At 61.3% G+C, this 16984-nt stretch carries 15 protein-coding genes; 9 read left to right on the forward strand and 6 right to left on the reverse strand.

Annotation, left to right across the window (positions count from 1 at the left end; all coding sequences use genetic code 11):
* Window positions 1-40: 40 nt before the first annotated feature.
* From menD to menE, 5 genes are read left to right on the forward strand one after another with little or no spacing between them, the layout of a single operon-like run.
* Window positions 41-1711 carry a 2-succinyl-5-enolpyruvyl-6-hydroxy-3-cyclohexene-1-carboxylic-acid synthase gene (gene menD, locus SK62_RS06245; RefSeq protein WP_023304148.1) on the forward strand — a complete coding sequence of 557 codons (1671 nt, stop codon included), beginning with the start codon at window positions 41-43 and terminating at the stop codon, window positions 1709-1711.
* The gene (menH, locus tag SK62_RS06250; protein ID WP_033487373.1) at window positions 1708-2484 is read left to right on the forward strand and encodes a 2-succinyl-6-hydroxy-2,4-cyclohexadiene-1-carboxylate synthase; all 777 of its coding nucleotides are present in this window, start codon (window positions 1708-1710) and stop codon (window positions 2482-2484) included. Before menD ends, menH begins: the two co-directional genes overlap by 4 nt.
* A complete protein-coding gene (menB, locus tag SK62_RS06255; protein WP_003859452.1) occupies window positions 2481-3338 on the forward strand; it encodes a 1,4-dihydroxy-2-naphthoyl-CoA synthase in 858 nt (285 codons plus the stop codon). The genes menH and menB overlap by 4 nt, the downstream gene beginning before the upstream one ends.
* Window positions 3338-4303, forward strand: coding sequence for an o-succinylbenzoate synthase (menC, locus tag SK62_RS06260; protein WP_017693010.1), 966 nt, complete (start codon window positions 3338-3340; stop codon window positions 4301-4303). The genes menB and menC overlap by 1 nt, the downstream gene beginning before the upstream one ends.
* Entirely contained in the window at window positions 4300-5661 is a 1362-nt protein-coding gene (menE, locus tag SK62_RS06265; RefSeq protein WP_045333677.1) for an o-succinylbenzoate--CoA ligase, read from the forward strand. The genes menC and menE overlap by 4 nt, the downstream gene beginning before the upstream one ends.
* Here menE and SK62_RS06270 read toward each other — a convergent pair whose 3' ends face one another.
* The 3 genes from SK62_RS06270 to SK62_RS06280 are packed head-to-tail and all read right to left on the reverse strand — an operon-like array spanning window position 5662 to window position 8611.
* On the reverse strand, window positions 5662-7176 hold the full coding sequence (locus tag SK62_RS06270) for a tripartite tricarboxylate transporter permease (protein ID WP_045141709.1): 1515 nt from the start codon (window positions 7174-7176) through the stop codon (window positions 5662-5664).
* 11 nt (window positions 7177-7187) lie between these two features.
* Entirely contained in the window at window positions 7188-7619 is a 432-nt protein-coding gene (locus tag SK62_RS06275; RefSeq protein ID WP_003859443.1) for a tripartite tricarboxylate transporter TctB family protein, read from the reverse strand.
* An 11-nt stretch (window positions 7620-7630) separates the two neighbouring features.
* Window positions 7631-8611: a Bug family tripartite tricarboxylate transporter substrate binding protein gene (locus SK62_RS06280; protein ID WP_023304142.1), complete on the reverse strand. Its 981-nt coding sequence runs from the start codon at window positions 8609-8611 to the stop codon at window positions 7631-7633.
* A gap of 152 nt (window positions 8612-8763) precedes the next feature.
* On the opposite strand from SK62_RS06280, the gene tctD reads away from it, so the two are divergent.
* The 4 genes from tctD to SK62_RS06300 all read left to right on the forward strand — a co-directional run bounded on the left by tctD (window position 8764) and on the right by SK62_RS06300 (window position 12800).
* Window positions 8764-9438 (forward strand): transcriptional regulator TctD, encoded by a 675-nt coding sequence (gene tctD, locus SK62_RS06285; RefSeq protein ID WP_006811361.1) that lies wholly within the window; start codon window positions 8764-8766, stop codon window positions 9436-9438.
* Window positions 9425-10834: a sensor histidine kinase gene (locus tag SK62_RS06290; protein WP_023304141.1), complete on the forward strand. Its 1410-nt coding sequence runs from the start codon at window positions 9425-9427 to the stop codon at window positions 10832-10834. The genes tctD and SK62_RS06290 overlap by 14 nt, the downstream gene beginning before the upstream one ends.
* Before the next feature lie 129 nt (window positions 10835-10963).
* Window positions 10964-11506, forward strand: a complete 543-nt coding sequence (locus SK62_RS06295; protein ID WP_017383419.1) for a YfaZ family outer membrane protein — start codon at window positions 10964-10966, stop codon at window positions 11504-11506.
* Between the two features lie 94 nt (window positions 11507-11600).
* On the forward strand, window positions 11601-12800 hold the full coding sequence (locus SK62_RS06300; RefSeq protein ID WP_017693016.1) for a nicotinamide mononucleotide deamidase-related protein YfaY: 1200 nt from the start codon (window positions 11601-11603) through the stop codon (window positions 12798-12800).
* 31 nt (window positions 12801-12831) lie between these two features.
* On the opposite strand, the gene glpC is transcribed toward SK62_RS06300, so the two are convergent.
* The 3 genes from glpC to glpA are packed head-to-tail and all read right to left on the reverse strand — an operon-like array spanning window position 12832 to window position 16854.
* The gene (gene glpC, locus SK62_RS06305) at window positions 12832-14022 is read right to left on the reverse strand and encodes an anaerobic glycerol-3-phosphate dehydrogenase subunit GlpC (protein ID WP_023304139.1); all 1191 of its coding nucleotides are present in this window, start codon (window positions 14020-14022) and stop codon (window positions 12832-12834) included.
* Complete coding sequence (gene glpB, locus SK62_RS06310; protein ID WP_047719283.1) at window positions 14019-15236, reverse strand: glycerol-3-phosphate dehydrogenase subunit GlpB; 1218 nt, start codon at window positions 15234-15236, stop codon at window positions 14019-14021. Before glpB ends, glpC begins: the two co-directional genes overlap by 4 nt.
* Window positions 15226-16854 (reverse strand): anaerobic glycerol-3-phosphate dehydrogenase subunit A, encoded by a 1629-nt coding sequence (gene glpA, locus SK62_RS06315; RefSeq protein ID WP_047365172.1) that lies wholly within the window; start codon window positions 16852-16854, stop codon window positions 15226-15228. The genes glpB and glpA overlap by 11 nt, the downstream gene beginning before the upstream one ends.
* Window positions 16855-16984 lie beyond the last annotated feature (130 nt).

Below are 16984 nucleotides of genomic sequence, written 5' to 3' on the forward strand. Positions count from 1 at the left end.
TTATTTATACTGTGTCGCATTCTTGATACTGGACAATCTCATGTCAGTAAGTTCTTTTAACCGACGCTGGGCGGCGGTGATCCTTGAAGCCCTGACCCGTCATGGTGTCAGGCATGTGTGTATTGCCCCGGGCTCTCGCTCCACGCCGCTCACCCTTGCTGCCGCGGAAAACCGGGCTTTTATTCACCACACCCATTTTGATGAGCGGGGTCTGGGCCATCTGGCGCTCGGGCTGGCGAAAGTCAGCAAAGCGCCCGTGGCGGTGATAGTCACCTCCGGCACGGCGGTGGCGAACCTCTATCCGGCGCTGATAGAAGCGGGATTAACCGGCGAAAAGCTGATTTTACTCACTGCCGACCGTCCCCCGGAACTTATTGACTGCGGTGCTAATCAGGCGATTCGTCAGCCTGGCATTTTTGCCTCGCATCCTTCACAGACGGTCTCGTTGCCGCGCCCCACCCAGGATATTCCCGCCAGCTGGCTGGTCTCAACCCTCGACCACGCCATGAACGCACTGCGCAGCGGCGGGCTGCACATTAACTGCCCGTTTGCCGAGCCGCTGTACGGTGAAATGAACGATACTGGCCTCGTCTGGCAACAGCAGCTGGGAGACTGGTGGGAGAGTGAAAAACCCTGGCTGCGCGAGCAGACGCATCTGGAAAGCGCAAAACAGCGCGACTGGTTCTTCTGGCGCCAGAAGCGCGGCGTGGTGATTGCCGGGCGGATGAGTGCGGCGGAAGGCAAGCTGGCGGCGGAGTGGGCACAAACGCTTGGCTGGCCGCTGATTGGTGACGTGCTTTCCCAGACGGGCCAGCCGCTGCCCTGCGCCGACCTCTGGCTGGGTAACGCGAAAGCGGTTACCGAGCTGGCGCAGGCGCAGATTGTCGTCCAGCTGGGATCGAGCCTGACGGGGAAGCGTCTGCTCCAGTGGCAGGCCACCTGTACCCCAGAAGAGTACTGGCTGGTGGATCCGCTCGAAGGACGCCTTGACCCGGCGCACCATCGCGGCCGCCGCCTGGTGAGCAACATTGACAGCTGGCTGGAATTGCATCCGGCGGAAAAACGCAAACCCTGGGCGGTGGAGATCCCGGCGCTGTCACGTCAGGCGTGGGAACTCACCAAAGCGCAGTGCGAGGCGTTCAGTGAAGCCGGGCTGGCGCACCGTATCCGCAAATATCTTCCCGAGCAGGGACAACTTTTTGTCGGTAACAGCCTGGTGGTGCGCCTGATTGACGCCTTTTCGCAGCTGCCGGCGGGTTATCCGGTGTACAGCAACCGGGGCGCGAGCGGCATTGACGGCCTGATCTCCACCGCCGCTGGCGTACAGCGGGCCAGCGCGAAATCCACGCTGGCGATTGTGGGGGATCTCTCAGCCCTCTACGATCTCAACGCGCTGGCGCTCCTGCGTCGGGCGTCGGCCCCGTTCGTGCTGATTGTTGTGAACAATAACGGCGGGCAGATTTTCTCGTTGCTGCCGACGCCGCAAAGCGAGCGTGAGCGCTTCTATCTGATGCCGCAAAACGTGCAGTTCGAACACGCCGCCGCCATGTTCAGCCTGAAGTACCATCGCCCGGAAAACTGGGACGCGCTGGAGACGGCGCTGAACACCGCCTGGCGGCAGCCTGGTGCGACGCTGATTGAGCTGGTGGTAAACGATGCTGACGGCGCGCAGAAGCTGCAACATCTGCTTGCGCAGGTGAGTCACCTGTGATCCTCGCAGGCTTCTCCCAGCCAGGAAAACCAGGCTACCCCTGGCTGGTTTTCCTGCACGGTTTTTCCGGCGACTGTCGCGAGTGGCAGGCTGTCGGGGCGTCGCTGCATGACTACCCCCGGCTCTACCTTGACCTGCCCGGGCACGGTGGTTCAGCGGATACGGGCGTGACGGGGTTTGCAGAGGTAAGTGAATTGCTCTCGCATACCCTTGTTAGTTACAACATACTAAGATACTGGCTCGTGGGGTACTCCCTCGGCGGCCGCATTGCGATGTTCCATGCCTGCCAGCATCCTGCGGGGTTAGACGGGGTGATTGTGGAAGGTGGACACCCGGGCCTGCAAGACGCCGATGCGCGCCAGGCCCGGCTGATCTCTGACCGCCGCTGGGCGTCACGGTTTCGCAGTGAGCCGCTGGAGGCCGTCTTTGCCGACTGGTATCAACAGCCGGTCTTTGCCTCACTTACGGATGATCAGCGCAGGGCGCTGATCGCGCTGCGCAGCCGGAACAACGGCCCGAGGCTGGCAGAGATGCTGGAGGCCACCTCGCTTGCCGTTCAGCCTGATTTACGTCCCGCGCTCATCGCGCGTGATTTTTCTTTTGACTATCTCTATGGCGAACGTGACGGGAAGTTTGCAGCTATCGCCGCTGAACTTAACGCCACGCGTCATGCTATCCCTCACGCCGGACACAACGCCCACCGGGACAACCCGGACGCGGTTGCCGCGAGTCTGGCTCAGATACTGCGTTATCGAACAAAGGACACGCTATGATCTATCCTGATGAACACATGCTTTACGCGCCGGTTGAATGGCAGGACTGCTCCGAAGGCTACACCGACATTCGTTACCACAAATCCGCCGATGGTATCGCCAAAATTACTATCAACCGTCCACAGGTGCGCAACGCATTTCGTCCGCTGACCGTAAAAGAGATGATCCAGGCGCTGGCGGATGCCCGCTACGACGACACTATCGGCGTCATCATCCTCACCGGGGAAGGGGAGAAAGCCTTCTGCTCCGGCGGCGATCAGAAAGTCCGCGGTGACTACGGCGGATACCAGGATGATGCGGGCACGCACCACCTGAACGTGCTGGATTTCCAGCGCCAGATCCGCACCTGTCCAAAACCGGTGGTCGCGATGGTGGCAGGGTATTCCATCGGCGGCGGTCACGTGCTGCACATGATGTGTGACCTGACGATCGCGGCGGAAAATGCCATTTTCGGTCAGACTGGCCCGAAAGTCGGCTCTTTCGACGGCGGCTGGGGCGCGTCCTATATGGCGCGCATTGTCGGTCAGAAAAAAGCCCGCGAAATCTGGTTCCTGTGCCGTCAGTACAACGCCCAGGAAGCGCTGGATATGGGGCTGGTTAACACCGTGGTGCCGATCGCCGATCTGGAAAAAGAGACCGTGCGCTGGTGTCGCGAAATGCTGCAAAACAGCCCAATGGCGCTGCGCTGCCTGAAAGCGGCTCTCAACGCCGACTGTGACGGTCAGGCGGGCCTTCAGGAGCTGGCGGGTAACGCCACCATGCTGTTCTACATGACCGAAGAGGGTCAGGAAGGGCGCAACGCGTTCAACGAAAAACGCCAGCCAGACTTCAGCAAATACAAACGGAACCCGTAATGCGTTGCGCGCAGGTTTACCGCTGGCAGATACCGATGGACGCGGGCGTGGTGCTGCGTGAACGGCGGTTAAAAACCCGTGACGGCTTTTTCGTGCATCTTCGGCAGGGCGAGCGGGAAGGGTGGGGCGAAATCGCCCCGCTTCCGGGCTTTAGCCTGGAAACGCTGGACGAGGCGCAGGCTGCGCTGATGGCCTGGGCGCATGAATGGCGTGAGGGGGCTGATCCGGCGCTGCCGGACATTCCTTCCGCCGCGTTCGGCATCAGCTGTGCGCTGGCAGAGCTGGACGGCAGTTTGCCGGACGCGGCGAATTATCGCGCCGCGCCGCTCTGTACCGGCGATCCGGATGAACTTTTCGCGCTCCTTTCCGCGATGCCTGGCGAGAAGGTGGCGAAAATAAAGGTTGGCCTGTACGAAGCGGTGCGCGACGGAATGGTGGTTAACCTGTTACTGGAAGCCATTCCCGATCTGCACCTGCGCCTGGACGCCAACCGCGCCTGGACGCCGCTCAGGGCGCAGCAGTTTGCGAAGTACGTCAACCCGGCGTACCGCAGCCGCATCGCGTTTCTTGAAGAGCCGTGCAAAACGCGCGACGACTCTCGCGCCTTCGCCCGGGAAACCGGCATCGCCATTGCCTGGGATGAGAGCCTGCGCGAAGCCGATTTCGCGTTTGCCGCCGAGCCGGGCGTCAGGGCCGTGGTGATTAAGCCAACGCTGACCGGCAGCCTCGACAAGGTGCGCGAGCAGGTTGCGGCGGCCCATGCCGCAGGGCTGACGGCGGTGATCAGTTCATCCATCGAATCCAGCCTCGGCCTGACGCAGCTGGCGCGCATCGCTGCATGGTTAACGCCGGACACCGTTCCCGGTCTCGATACGCTAAACCTGATGCAGGCCCAGCTGATTCGCCAGTGGCCTGGCAGCACCTTGCCGTGCCTCGACGTCGGGGCGCTGGAGCCACTGCGATGAGTTTTACCGACTGGCCGTGGCGGCACTGGCGCACCCGGCGTGCCGATAAACTTGCGCTGCGTTTAGACGATATAACGCTCAGCTGGTCTCAGCTGGGCGAGCGTATCGATCGTCTCGCAGCCGGTTTTCAGTCTCAGGGCGTTACGGACGGTGACGGCGTCATGCTGCTCGCCCACAACCACCCGCAGACCCTGCTGGCCTGGCTGGCGCTGCTTCAGTGCGGCGCCCGCATTTTGCCGGTGAACCCTCAGCTTCCCCGTCCGCTGCTGGACGTCCTCCTGCCGCAGATGACCCTGCGCTTTGCGCTGGTGCTTAACGGTGAGTATGACGGTCTGCCCGGTCTGGTATTAAGAGAGGGCGAGGGGCAGGGCGGCGTCACGTGGCGGGCAGAACGGCTGGCCTCAATGACGCTCACCTCTGGCTCCACCGGCTTGCCGAAAGCGGCGGTGCACACCTGTGCCGCCCACCTTGCCAGCGCAAAGGGCGTGCTGGCGCTGATGCCTTACGGCGGTAGCGACGACTGGCTGCTCTCTCTGCCGCTGTTTCACGTCTCCGGTCAGGGGATTTTGTGGCGCTGGTTGCAGGGCGGAGGCCGTCTCACCGTGCGTGAAAAACAGCCGCTGGAGCAGGCGCTACAGGGCTGTACCCACGCCTCGCTGGTGCCAACGCAGCTGTGGCGGCTGCTTAATTCACACCATCCCGTCGCGCTGAAAGCCGTGCTGCTCGGCGGGGCGGAAATCCCCGTTGCGCTGACCGAACAGGCGCGCGAGCAGGGGATCCGTACGTTCTGCGGTTACGGTCTGACCGAGTTCGCCTCCACCGTCTGCGCCAAAGAGGCCGACGGCGCGCCGGACGTGGGCAGCGCGCTGCCGGGCAGAGACGTTCAGGTGGTGAACGGTGAAGTCTGGATCCGGGCGGAAAGCATGGCGGCGGGCTACTGGCGAGACGGCGCATTATTGCCGCTGGTCAATGAGCAGGGCTGGTTCGCCACCCGCGATCGCGGCGAGTGGCATGACGGACGCCTGACCATTCTGGGCCGAATGGACAATCTCTTTTTCAGCGGCGGAGAAGGGATCCAGCCCGAAGCGCTGGAGCGCGTTATCGCCACGCATCCGCAGGTAAGCCAGGCGTTTGTCGTTCCGCTGGATGATGCCGAGTACGGGCAACGTCCGGTGGCGGTAGTGGAATGCGAGCCGGGCACGGATATCACGCTGTTGCCGGAGTGGGTTCAGGGCAGGCTGGCGCGCTTTGAGCAGCCGGTACACTGGCTGGCGCTGCCGTCAGAACTGAAAAATGGCGGGATTAAAATCTCCCGCCAGGCGTTAAAGCAGTGGGTCAATGCCCTGTTGAGGGGCTAATCAGCCGATATCCGGCTGCGGTTTGTGCTGGCGTCGACGGATCCAGCGCAGCACCGGCGGCACGACAATCACCATAATCGCCATTGCCAGCAGGATCTTCGTCACGCTGCTCTCCCACAGGATCCCCATGTTGCCATTGCTGATGGAGAGGGCGCGGCGCAGGTTCTGCTCCAGCATTTCCCCCAGCACAAACCCTAAAATCAGCGGCGACATCGGGAAGTGCATCTTGCGCAGAATGTAGCCCAGCACGCCGAGCAGCACCATCAACACCAGGTCGAAGGTGGTGCTGTGCACCGCGTACACCCCAACCGCAGAGACGGCGGCGATGGCCGGGACCAGGAACCACAGGGGAATGGTCAGCATGCGGGTGAACAGGCCGATCAGCGGGATGTTCATTACCAGCAACATCACGTTGGCGATCAGCAAGGCGGCAATCAAACCCCAGACGATATCGGGCTGTTCGGTAAACATCGCCGGACCCGGGGTGATGTTATAGAGCGTCAGCGCGCCCATCATTACCGCCGTGGTGCCGGAGCCCGGCACGCCGAGGGTCAGCATCGGGATAAACGAGCCGCAGGCCGAGGCGTTATTCGCCGCCTCCGGCGCCGCCACGCCGCGGATATCGCCTTTGCCGAAGCTGTCGCTGTTACCGCTCAGCTTTTTCTCGGTCATGTAGGTGATGGCGCTGGCGATAGTAGCCCCCGCGCCGGGCAGAATGCCGACGAAGAAACCGATCACCGACGAACGCAGGGTGGCGCCAATACACTGCGCCCCCTCTTTGGCATTAAAGAGCATACGTCCGGTTTTACGCACCAGCGTCTGCCCGCTGCTGGTATGCTCCAGCATCAGTAAGATTTCTGAGACAGAGAACAGACCAATCACCACGACGATAAACTGCACGCCGTCGGAGAGATGAACGCTGTCGAAGGTAAAACGATAAACCCCGGTGTTGGCATCCACGCCGACGGTCGCCAGACTGAGGCCAATCAACGCAGACAAAAACGACTTCAGCGGATTCTGCGCCATCATGCTGCCGAGACAGGCGATGGCGAACACCATCAGGGCAAAATACTCGGCCGGACCAAACGCCAGCGACCACTGGGCCAGCGCCGGGGCGAAGAGGATGATGCCGCCAATGGCGATCAGGGAGCCAAAAAACGAGCTGACGGCGGAAATAGAGAGCGCCACGCCGCCGCGTCCCTGCTGCGCCATCGGGTAGCCATCCAGCGCGGTCATAATGGCGGCGGCATCGCCGGGCACGTTAAGCAGTATCGAGGAAATACGCCCCCCGTATTCGCAGCCGATATAAACCGTCGCCAGCAGGATCAGCGCCGATTCCGCAGGCAGGTGCAGCGCAAAGGCCAGCGGCAGTAAAATCGCCACCCCGTTGATAGGCCCAAGGCCCGGCAGCAGGCCGACGATGGTCCCGACGAAACAGCCGATCAGGGCGATCACCAGGTTTTCCGGGGTCATCGCTACCGCGAACCCCTGAGAGAGATAGATCCAGGTATCCATAGCGTGCTCCGTTAGTTAAACCATGCGCCGAGTGGCAGGGTCACGTCCAGCAGGCGGTCGAAGGCGTACCAGAGTAAAATGCCCAGTACGACCCCGGAGATCCCCGCCGCAGGCAGCGAGGCGTTAAACAGTATGCCAATCACCATCGTCAGCAGGGCGGTGGCAATCGGGAAGCCGAGCCACTCAAAGCCCCACGCGTACATTAGCAGGACAATTACCATTACCAGCAGACGTTGCAGCGTACGGCGTGGCGGCCACTCCACGGTATCCGGATGGCGCAGCAGCAGCGCCACCGAGCAGAGCAGCATCAGGCCGACAATGCCGACGGGGAAGGGGCGTGGCCCCACGGGTTCATAGCTGTATTCGCTGTGGATCTGCCAGGCGACGAACATGCCACCAATGCAGAGCAGCAGCCATATCCCGGCAAAAATGCGATCGCTCATAGCGCCTCCGGTTATTTCGCCAGACCAAAGGCTTTCGCCTGTTCGCGGTAGTCATTCACCTGTTTTTTGACATACTCGTCCAGCTGCTTGCCGTTCAGGTTGAACTCAAACAGCCCGCGCAGATCGCGCTGTTTTTTGAACTCCTCGGTTTGCTGAAGTTTTGCGAAGGTATCCACCCACCACTGGTACTCGGCGTCGGTCACTTTTGGCCCGACGAAGAAGCCGCGGATGATCGGCCAGACCAGGTTATAACCCTGCTCTTTGGCGGTTGGGACGTCTGCCAGCGGGCCCGGCAGACGGTTTTCCGAGAAGACCGCCAGCACGCGGATCTTATCCCCGCTCAGGTAGGGCACCATTTCGCTGAGATCGCCCGATACCGCCTGGACGTGATTGCCCATCAGCGCCGTCACCGGCTCGCCGCCGCCTTCAAAGGCCACGTAACGCATCTTGTGCGGATCCACTTTGGCCTGCTGCGCCAGCAGCGCGGCTTTCATCCAGTCCTGGCTGCCGATAGAGGCGCCCGCGCCAATGACCACGCTGTTCGGATCTTTTTCCATGGCGGTCAGCAGATCTTTCAGGGATTTCCACGGGGAGTCCGCGCGCACGGCGATCATGCCGTAATCAGTGCCTACGGTGGCGAGCCAGCGCACGTCATTCACGTCATAACGACCAAATTTCCCCTGCGACAGGTTCAGCAGCGAACCGCCGGAGAAGGCCACCACGGTGCCCGCTTCGGCAGGGCGCTGCGCGACGATGGCGTTATAGGCTACCGCGCCCACGCCGCCGGGCATGTAGGTGACGCGCATCGGTTTCTCGATGGCCTTCGTCTCCAGCAGGCTGACCTGAATCAGCTTACAGGTCAGGTCGAAGCCGCCGCCGGGTTTGGCCGGGGCGATACATTCGGTACGGGATGGCGCGTCTTGCGCCTGGACGACAGAGGCACTCAACAGCAATACGCTTGCAGCAAGGGTAGAAAGTAATTGTTTTTTCATCGTTTATCCTCACGCCGGAGAACCGGGAGTACGGGTACGGGTGTATTTTTTCTGATTATGTGAACCACCTTGTAGCGGTTCCGTTGCGTGATTGTTAAAACAATAACCTTTCATTTCCCTTTCACTGCGACACCAACTTTACAGGATGTGATATGCGTCTCTTACTGGCGGAAGATAATCGTGAGCTGGCTCACTGGCTGGAAAAAGCGCTGGTACAAAACGGATTTGCCGTGGATTGCGTCAACGATGGACGGGCGGCCGATCATCTTTTGCAGGGAGAAAACTATGCCGTCGCGATCCTTGATATCGGCATGCCCGGCTTCGACGGGCTGGAGGTGGTGCATCGCCTGAGAAAACGCGGGCAGACGCTGCCGGTGCTGTTTCTTACCGCCCGCAGCAACGTGGCAGACAGGGTGAAGGGGTTGAATGCCGGGGCGGATGACTACCTGCCGAAACCGTTCGAGCTGGAGGAGCTTGATGCCCGCCTGCGCGCGCTGCTGCGCCGCAGCGAAGGACGAACCCAGGAGCGCCAGCGGCTGGGAGAGCTGGAGTACGATGATGAAGGCTTTTTTCTGCTGCGCGATGAACCCCTTTCCCTCACGCCGCGCGAACTCTCTTTGCTGAAGGTGCTGATGCACCGCCGGACCCGTCCCGTCTCCCGGCAACAGCTTTTCGACCAGGTATTCAGCCTGAACGACGACGTCAGCCCCGAGAGCATCGATCTCTATATTCACCGCCTGCGTAAGAAGCTGACCGGCAGCGGGGTGCGGATCATTACCCTCCGGGGGCTGGGCTACGTGCTGGAGTGCGGCGATGAGGTGGGTTAAGCCGCAGTCGCTTTACCTGCAACTTTTGCTTTTTCTGGGTTTGCCGCTGCTGCTGTTATGGGGGCTGTCAGCCTTTAACAGCTACGTTAGCGCGCTACAGGCGGCGACGCAGGCCTATGACCGCACGCTGTTATCCTCGGCGCGCACGGTGTCAGAGCGGCTGGTGGTGCACAACGGTAAACTCCAGGTGAACGTGCCCTGGGTCGTGCTCGACAGCTTCGAGCTGAACATGAACGATCGCCTCTATTACAAGGTCGTGGACCCTGACGGGCGGACGATCTCCGGCTACGACGATCTGCCGAATATGCCTCCCTCCACGTCGCGCACTACACACTATCCGGCGCTGGCTTGGTTTTATCATACCGAGTATCGCGGGCAGGCGATCCGCGTGGCGAAGCTGCTCCAGCCGGTTAACGAGGACAGTGTGTTCGGGATGGCGGAGATCTACGTCGCCGAAACGTTGCAGTCGCGGCGCTATCTGGCCACTCAGCTGCTGTTTTCCTCGCTCGTGTCGCAGGGGCTGCTGGTGCTGCTGACGCTGGTCCTGACCGCGTGGCTGCTGCGTCGCGTGCTGCGCCCGATGCGGCAGCTCTCGTCCCTGATGGTGCGCCGTGAGCCGGGGCTGCTGGCTCCGCTGCCGGAGCTGCTGCCCTGGTCGGAAACGCGGCTGCTGATTGTGGCATTTAACCGCTATATCGACAGGTTGCGCGGCGTACTTTCGCGGCAGGCGCGCTTTAACGCCGACGCCTCACACCAGCTCAAAACGCCGCTGGCGGTGCTGAAAACCCAGGTATCGGTTGCCCTGACGCGTAACGATCCGGCGCTGTGGCAGGAGAGCTTACGGGCGATGAACGTCACGCTGGATAACACCATCGTGCTGACGGAAAGGCTGTTGCAGCTTTCGGCGGTGAAGCGAAAAGAGCAGGGGGAGCGACAGTTTGCGCCTGTCGATCTGGTACAGGTGGTGCAAAACTGCTGCTTTTCCCGGCTGGCGCAGGCGCGCAGCAAGGGTATCGATCTCGGTTATGACGGCGTACAGCAGCCGGTAATGATTGAGGGGGATGACGTGTTGCTGGGCGAACTTTGCGCCAACCTGCTGGAGAACGCGATCAAATACACACCGGAGCAGGGCGTCGTGACGGTGTACCTGCGCACGGCTAACGATGCCGTTGAGCTGAGCGTGGAGGACAGCGGACCGGGCATTGCTGAAGACCAGATCTCCCAGGCCATGCTGCCGTTTCATCGGTTGGATAACGTGGGCGATGCCGCCGGGTCCGGCATTGGCCTGGCGCTGGCTAACGATATTGCCCGCCTGCACCGCAGCCATCTTCAGCTGATGCCCAGTGAAAATCTGGGTGGGCTGAGCGTGAAAATGCGCTTTCTGATGCAGGTATAAATGCCGATATTATCAAATCGTTACAAACTAATTGCCCGCCGCACGCGGAGTCCATTGATCACACAGGCAGTCAGGTTAAAATCTCGCGGTTTTTGGACATCTCTGAATAAATTGTGCGGGATCACGACAATGAAAAAAGTGGCATTAATGGGCTTAAGCGGCCTGATGTTTGTTTCAGCAGCGGCAAACGCAATTTCCTTCAACGGCTCGGCGGGACAAGATTATACCCATCTGGGCTTTGGTCTTGGCACGGATAGCGCAGGCCTGGCAATGACCGGCGGCTGGACGCACAACGACGACGATGGGGATGCGGCAAGCCTGGGCCTCGGCTTCAACGTGCCGTTGGGTCCCTTCCTGGCGACCGTCGGCGGTAAAGGCATTTACACCAACCCGAACGACGGCGACGAAGGCTACGCGGCGGCAGTGGGCGGCGGCTTGCAGTGGAAAATTGGCGACAGCTTTGGCCTGTTCGGTGAGTACTACTACTCCCCGGATTCCCTCTCCAGCGGTATCGACAGCTATCAGGAAGCTAATGCCGGCGCGCGCTGGACCATCATGCGTCCGATCACCATCGAAGCGGGCTATCGCTATCTGAACCTGGCCGGTAAAGACGGCAACCGCGACAACGCCCTGGCAGACGGCCCGTACATTGGCGTGAGCGCCGGTTTCTAATCCTCTCGGCGCGGCGTTCAGTCGCGCCAGTTTCTCTCTTCCCCCGGTCCTCGATTGCGCTATAGTGTTTTGACCATTGAAATGGGAGAACACAATGATAAATGTGGAAATGTTATCCACTGGCGACGAAGTGCTGCATGGGCAAATCATTGATACCAATGCCGCCTGGCTCGCCGATCTCTTCTTTGAGCAAGGATTACCGTTAACGCGCCGCAACACCGTAGGTGACAATCTTGAGTCGCTGGTCAACGTTCTGCGCGAGCGCAGCGAACGCTGCGACGTGCTGATTGTGAACGGCGGGCTGGGACCCACCAGCGACGATCTCAGCGCGCTGGCCGCCGCCACGGCCAAAGGCGAAGGCCTGGTTCTGCACGAGGCGTGGCTGGCACAGATGGAGCGCTTTTTCTCCGGGCGTGGCCGCGTGATGGCCCCCAGCAACCGCAAGCAGGCTGAAATTCCCGCCAGCGCGGAACTGATTGATAACCCGGTCGGCACCGCCTGCGGGTTTGCCGTTCAGCTGAACCGCTGCCTGATGTTCTTCACCCCGGGCGTCCCGTCGGAATTTAAAGTGATGGTCGAGCAGCAGATCCTGCCGCGCCTGCGCGCGCGCTTTACGCTGCCTGAACCGCCGCTGTGCCTGCGTCTGACCACCTTTGGTCGCTCGGAAAGCGATCTGGCCCAGAGCCTCGATCACCTGCAACTGCCTCCTGGCGTGTCGATGGGCTATCGCTCCTCCATGCCGATTATTGAACTGAAGCTGACCGGACCGGCGTCAGAGAAAGCCGCCATGCTGGCGCTGTGGCCGGAAGTGCAGCGCGTCGCCGGGGAAAGCCTGATTTTCGAAGGAACGGAAGGGCTGCCGGCGCAGATCGCAGCGCATTTGCAGTCCCGCCAGTTGAGCGTGACGTTAAGCGAGCAGTTTACCGGTGGGCTTCTGGCGCTTCAGCTTACCCGGGCGGGTGCGCCGCTGCTGGCCAGTGAAGTGGTGCCGTTCCAGCAGGAGACGCTGGCGCAGACGGCGCGCTGGGCGTCCGAGCGCAGAGTGAAGCATTTCGCCGGGCTGGCGCTGTTTGTGGGCGGGCTGGATGAGGAGCACCTCAACTTTGCCCTGGCAACGCCGGAAGGGACGCACGCCCTGCGGGTCAGGATGAGCATTACCCGCCACAGCCTGGCCGTGCGTCAGGAGGTGTGCGCGATGATGGCGCTGAACATGCTGCGCCGCTGGCTGAACGGGAAAGAGGTCGCCAGCGAGCACGGCTGGATCAACGTCGTCGAATCGCTGTTCGTGGAGTGAGAGTGTGCCGGGGCCGCGTCCCCGGCAACGGTTACGCCAGAGCTTTTGCCAGCAAGGTAATGGGATGTTCACAGCGTTTGCTGGTGGACATCTCGATCTGCCACTTGCAGGTTTCGCAGTCCGTCACCACGATATCTGCGCCGCTCTCTTCAATCTGCCGGAACAGCGGCGCGCCAATGGCCTGTGACGTTGGGTAGTTTTCACGCTTGAAGCCGTACGTGCCTGCGATGCCGCAGCAGCGTGAGTCCAGCACCGTCAGCTCCAGCCCCGGTATCAGCCGCAGCAGCTCAAGCGTATAGATCGACCAGCCCATCTTCTCCATATGACATGGCGTGTGATACACCACCTTCAGCGGCAATTTGCCCAGCGGTAACGTCTGCCCGCTGTCCAGTTTGCGCCAGAGAAAACGGGTCGCCAGCTCAATGTGCTCGCGCAGGCCGGTGTTATCTACATCCAGCAGATGCGGATATTCATCGCGCAGCGTGAAGGTACAGGTTGACGACGTCGCCAGTACCGGTATGCCTTTGTCGACGATCGCCTCGCGTAAAAAGGTGACGTTGCTGCTCGCCTGCTTGCGCGCTTTGTCGATGAAACCGTTGGCAATCAGCGGAACGCCGCAGCACTTTTCTTTGCTCAGCAGCTGAACGCCCGTTCCCATGGCGTTCAGCACTTTCAGCAGGTCTTTTCCCAGCTGCGGATGGTTGTAGTTCACGTAGCAGCCGTGGAAGAAGGCGACCTGCTCAGAGAACTGCGCCTGTTCTGCCGCCACGGATTTAAACCAGCGGCGGAAGGTGCCGTGAGAATATTTCGGCAGACTGCGGTGATGGTCGATTTTGAGCGTCGCATCCAGCAGCCTGCGCACCGGCTTCAGGGCGGTGGCGGCATTGACGACCGGCGCGAAAGGCGTCGAGAGGCTACCCATCAGATCGGTGTGGCTCAGTATCGCGTCACGCAGCGTCGGTTTTTGCGTACTGTAGCGGGCGCGGGCGCGCTGGATGATATCGCCTATTTTCACGTCCGACGGGCAGGCAACTTCGCAGCGTTTGCAGTTGATGCAGTATTTCAGCGCCTCGTCGTAGAGCGCGCCATCCTTCAGGCGCAGACGCTCCCCGTCGGGACCGGCCTGTTTCGGGCCGGGATAGCGCGGATCGACGCCGCTGACCGGGCAAACCGTGGTGCAGACCGTGCATTTGATACAGCTTTCAAATTGGGTGTCGTTCATTGTGCTCCCTCCCTGCGCTGGAGAATCTGCTCCGCGACATGCAGCGCAGTGACGGCGCAGACGCCGCCACCGCAGCCCTGCGCCACGGGATCGTACCCGCCCAGAACCGAGCCGATGGCGTAAAGATTTTCAACCGGTTCCCCGCCCAGCCGCGGGCGCAGTTGGCTGTCGACGATCACGCCGAACTGCTGCCAGGGCTGCGGGGTGAAGAAATCGCTTTGATACCAGTCCGCGCGGGAAGCGCTTTGCCGGACGTCCAGACCGAGGATCGCCTCACGCACGCCATCCCGGCTGCTCAGCAGACCGTTACTGAAGAAACTGCCACTTGCCAGCACCGTAAAGCGTGCGCGAAGCGGGATGTCGCCGTGGTTGCGGGTCCAGATTTCGCTTACCGCGCCCTCAGCCAGGGTGATTTTTTTCACCTCGTCGCCTGCCATCCAGACGCCACCCTGGGCAACAAACTGACGCTGAAGCTGGGTGTGCAGACGAATGCCGGGCACGGAAGGGGGGAGCGTCGGCAGTAAACCGAGCGTACAGGGCAGGCGCGCCGAGAGCCAGCGCCAGAGCCGGTTGTCCGTTAAGCCAAAACAGGCGGGCATAAACAGGGCGTCGCAGGTCTTGCCGAGCGGTTGAAGCGCCGCGTACAGCTGCGGCCAATAACTTTCATTATCCAGCAGGCGGGCAATGTTCACCGCACGAAACTCGCTGGGGTTTTCGCGCAGCACGTCGAGTTCGGGGAGATCAATCTCCGCCGTATCCACCTGAACACCCTGCTGTCTGAGAGACGCGGCGGCCAGATGTGGCTGGAAATCGAGGAAGCCGCTGATCCCCACCACCCGCACGCGCTCGGCAGCGATGGGGGCGACAGGCACCTCTTCCGGGCTAAGCCAGGCGGCGCGCAGGGTGCCGAGCGGCGTGACGCGCTGATGATTTTGCTCGGCGTCACCCTGCATGCGTGCGCCGCAGGTGGTGAGCAGGTGTTCGGTTTCGCAGGCAAAGCGGGCCATATTCTCTGCGCCCGTCAGGCGGTAGGGATGTTCAGGCGGCAGATCGGCGAACGATAGCGCGCCCAGTAAATCCAGCGAGCCGGAAGAGAAGTGCAGGGCACTCTGACCGCGAGTGACAATGGCGCAGCGCAGACCCCGCTGCGTCAGTTTGAGGCCGCACAGCAGGCCCGCCAGCCCCCCACCCACAATCACGGTATCAAATTTCATGGTTGTGCTCCTTCTCCAGACCGCAAAGCCCCTGATAGACCCAGCGGGTAAACTCGCTTTCGCGCAGGGCATCGCCCCAGGCGACGGGCTGAATGCCTTTCCAGCGCTCGTTTAAAAAATCGCTGAGCTGGGCAAGCGACTGGGTTGACGTGGTGGCGTGAAAACGTTGCAGCAGCCCGGCGGCACGGCAGGCGCACAGCTCCCCCTGACAGGTGCCCATCCCGACGCGCGTGCGGCGGCGTAAATCGAGCAGGTTGTTCACCGTCAGGTTTTCCACGGCATACTGCACCTCGCCTGCGGTCACGGCTTCGCATTCGCACACCAGGCTGCGGCTGAGTCGCCCTTCACCGAGCCAGGTTGGGGTGCGGTCGCCGTGACGGTAAATCGCCGAACCGCGAAGCGGGGCAGGGAGTGAAATGATTTTGTGCAGCGTTTTTTCTGTCGATTGCTGCGAGCCGGGCAGAGCCTGTTCCGCCGTCACGCACGGTGCGGTGTTGCCGAGCTTACGGCAGACGGCATCGGTGGCCCACTGGGCCATCAGCCGGTAGGTCATCAGCTTGCCGCCGGTAATGGTGATAAACCCGTCCATGCCGTCGCGTTCGGCGTGATCGAGCAGCACGATGCCGCGGCTGACGTTACGCCCGCTCGGATCGTTATCGCTGGCGACGAGGGGACGCACGCCCGCGTAGGCACGCAGAATACGCGTCTGCGCCATCACCGGGGCCAGCTTTTCCCCTTCGCGCAGCAGGATATCCACCTCTTCAGCGGTGACGCGGTTGTAATCAATTTCGCTGTAGTCCACATGCATTGAGGTCGTGCCGATTAACGAAATGGTGTCCCCCGGCACGAGGATATCGGCGTCAGACGGTTTACGGCAGCGGTTGATGACATGGTTATTGATGCGGTGGTCGAGGATCAGCAGCGAGCCTTTCGCCGGGAACATGCGCACCGACAGGTCCGCGTATTCCGCGATGCGCTGGCCCCAGATCCCCGCCGCGTTGACCACGACGGCGGCATACAGCTCGCGGTGTTCGTTGTACTGCGCATCAAACACGCGCACCCCGCGCACGCTATTACCTTCACGAATAAGCCCGGTGACGTGATGCCCGGTCAGGATCTGGGCGCCATGTTCCCGCGCGTCGAGCATATTGGCGGCGGTCAGGCGGAAAGGATCAACGGTTCCGTCCGGTACTTTTACCGCGCCCAGTAACGCCGGGTTTACCGAGGGTTCAAGACGGCGCGCCTGCGCAGGATCGATCGCCTCGGCCTGAATGCCTGCCGCCGTGCAGGCGGTGATAAAGGTTTGCTGAAAGCCGAGGTCATCTTCTGGAAGGGTGATAAAAAGACCGTTGGTCGGTTCAACGCAGTGGCGGGCGATGCGCCTGAGGATCTGGTTTTCAGCGATACACTCGCGTGCTGACTCAGCGTCAGTGACCGCATAGCGGGCGCCGCTGTGCAACAGACCGTGATTACGTCCCGTCGCGCCGGTGGCGATATCGTGGCGTTCCAGAAGCGTGACGCTCAATCCCCGCAGGGCGCAGTCGCGTGCGATGCCGGCACCCGTCGCGCCACCGCCAATGATAATCACATCGCTGAAGCGTGGATCGTGAATTGTCATTGCCTTTCCTCTATGTTCGTTTTTTAGCATTTAGCCACATTGATCGTGTGGTTTGTTTGATTTCGAACATAAACGCGCGAAATTCGAAAGTGAAACGTGATTTCATGCGCTTTTTTGCGCATTCTGTCAT

It is taken from the genome of Enterobacter sp. BIDMC109, from assembly GCF_001037885.1.
GTDB lineage: Bacteria > Pseudomonadota > Gammaproteobacteria > Enterobacterales > Enterobacteriaceae > Enterobacter > Enterobacter hormaechei_C.

What these genes read in the sequence shown, in the direction of transcription:
- menD (WP_023304148.1), top strand. Translation starts at nt 41, where the DNA reads ATGTCAGTAAGTTCTTTTAACCGACGCTGGGCGGCGGTGATCCTTGAA.
- menB (WP_003859452.1), top strand. Translation starts at nt 2,481, where the DNA reads ATGATCTATCCTGATGAACACATGCTTTACGCGCCGGTTGAATGGCAG.
- menC (WP_017693010.1), top strand. Translation starts at nt 3,338, where the DNA reads ATGCGTTGCGCGCAGGTTTACCGCTGGCAGATACCGATGGACGCGGGC.
- menE (WP_045333677.1), top strand. Translation starts at nt 4,300, where the DNA reads ATGAGTTTTACCGACTGGCCGTGGCGGCACTGGCGCACCCGGCGTGCC.
- SK62_RS06270 (WP_045141709.1), bottom strand. Translation starts at nt 7,176, where the DNA reads ATGGATACCTGGATCTATCTCTCTCAGGGGTTCGCGGTAGCGATGACC.
- SK62_RS06275 (WP_003859443.1), bottom strand. Translation starts at nt 7,619, where the DNA reads ATGAGCGATCGCATTTTTGCCGGGATATGGCTGCTGCTCTGCATTGGT.
- SK62_RS06280 (WP_023304142.1), bottom strand. Translation starts at nt 8,611, where the DNA reads ATGAAAAAACAATTACTTTCTACCCTTGCTGCAAGCGTATTGCTGTTG.
- tctD (WP_006811361.1), top strand. Translation starts at nt 8,764, where the DNA reads ATGCGTCTCTTACTGGCGGAAGATAATCGTGAGCTGGCTCACTGGCTG.
- SK62_RS06290 (WP_023304141.1), top strand. Translation starts at nt 9,425, where the DNA reads ATGAGGTGGGTTAAGCCGCAGTCGCTTTACCTGCAACTTTTGCTTTTT.
- SK62_RS06295 (WP_017383419.1), top strand. Translation starts at nt 10,964, where the DNA reads ATGAAAAAAGTGGCATTAATGGGCTTAAGCGGCCTGATGTTTGTTTCA.
- SK62_RS06300 (WP_017693016.1), top strand. Translation starts at nt 11,601, where the DNA reads ATGATAAATGTGGAAATGTTATCCACTGGCGACGAAGTGCTGCATGGG.
- glpC (WP_023304139.1), bottom strand. Translation starts at nt 14,022, where the DNA reads ATGAACGACACCCAATTTGAAAGCTGTATCAAATGCACGGTCTGCACC.
- glpB (WP_047719283.1), bottom strand. Translation starts at nt 15,236, where the DNA reads ATGAAATTTGATACCGTGATTGTGGGTGGGGGGCTGGCGGGCCTGCTG.
- glpA (WP_047365172.1), bottom strand. Translation starts at nt 16,854, where the DNA reads ATGACAATTCACGATCCACGCTTCAGCGATGTGATTATCATTGGCGGT.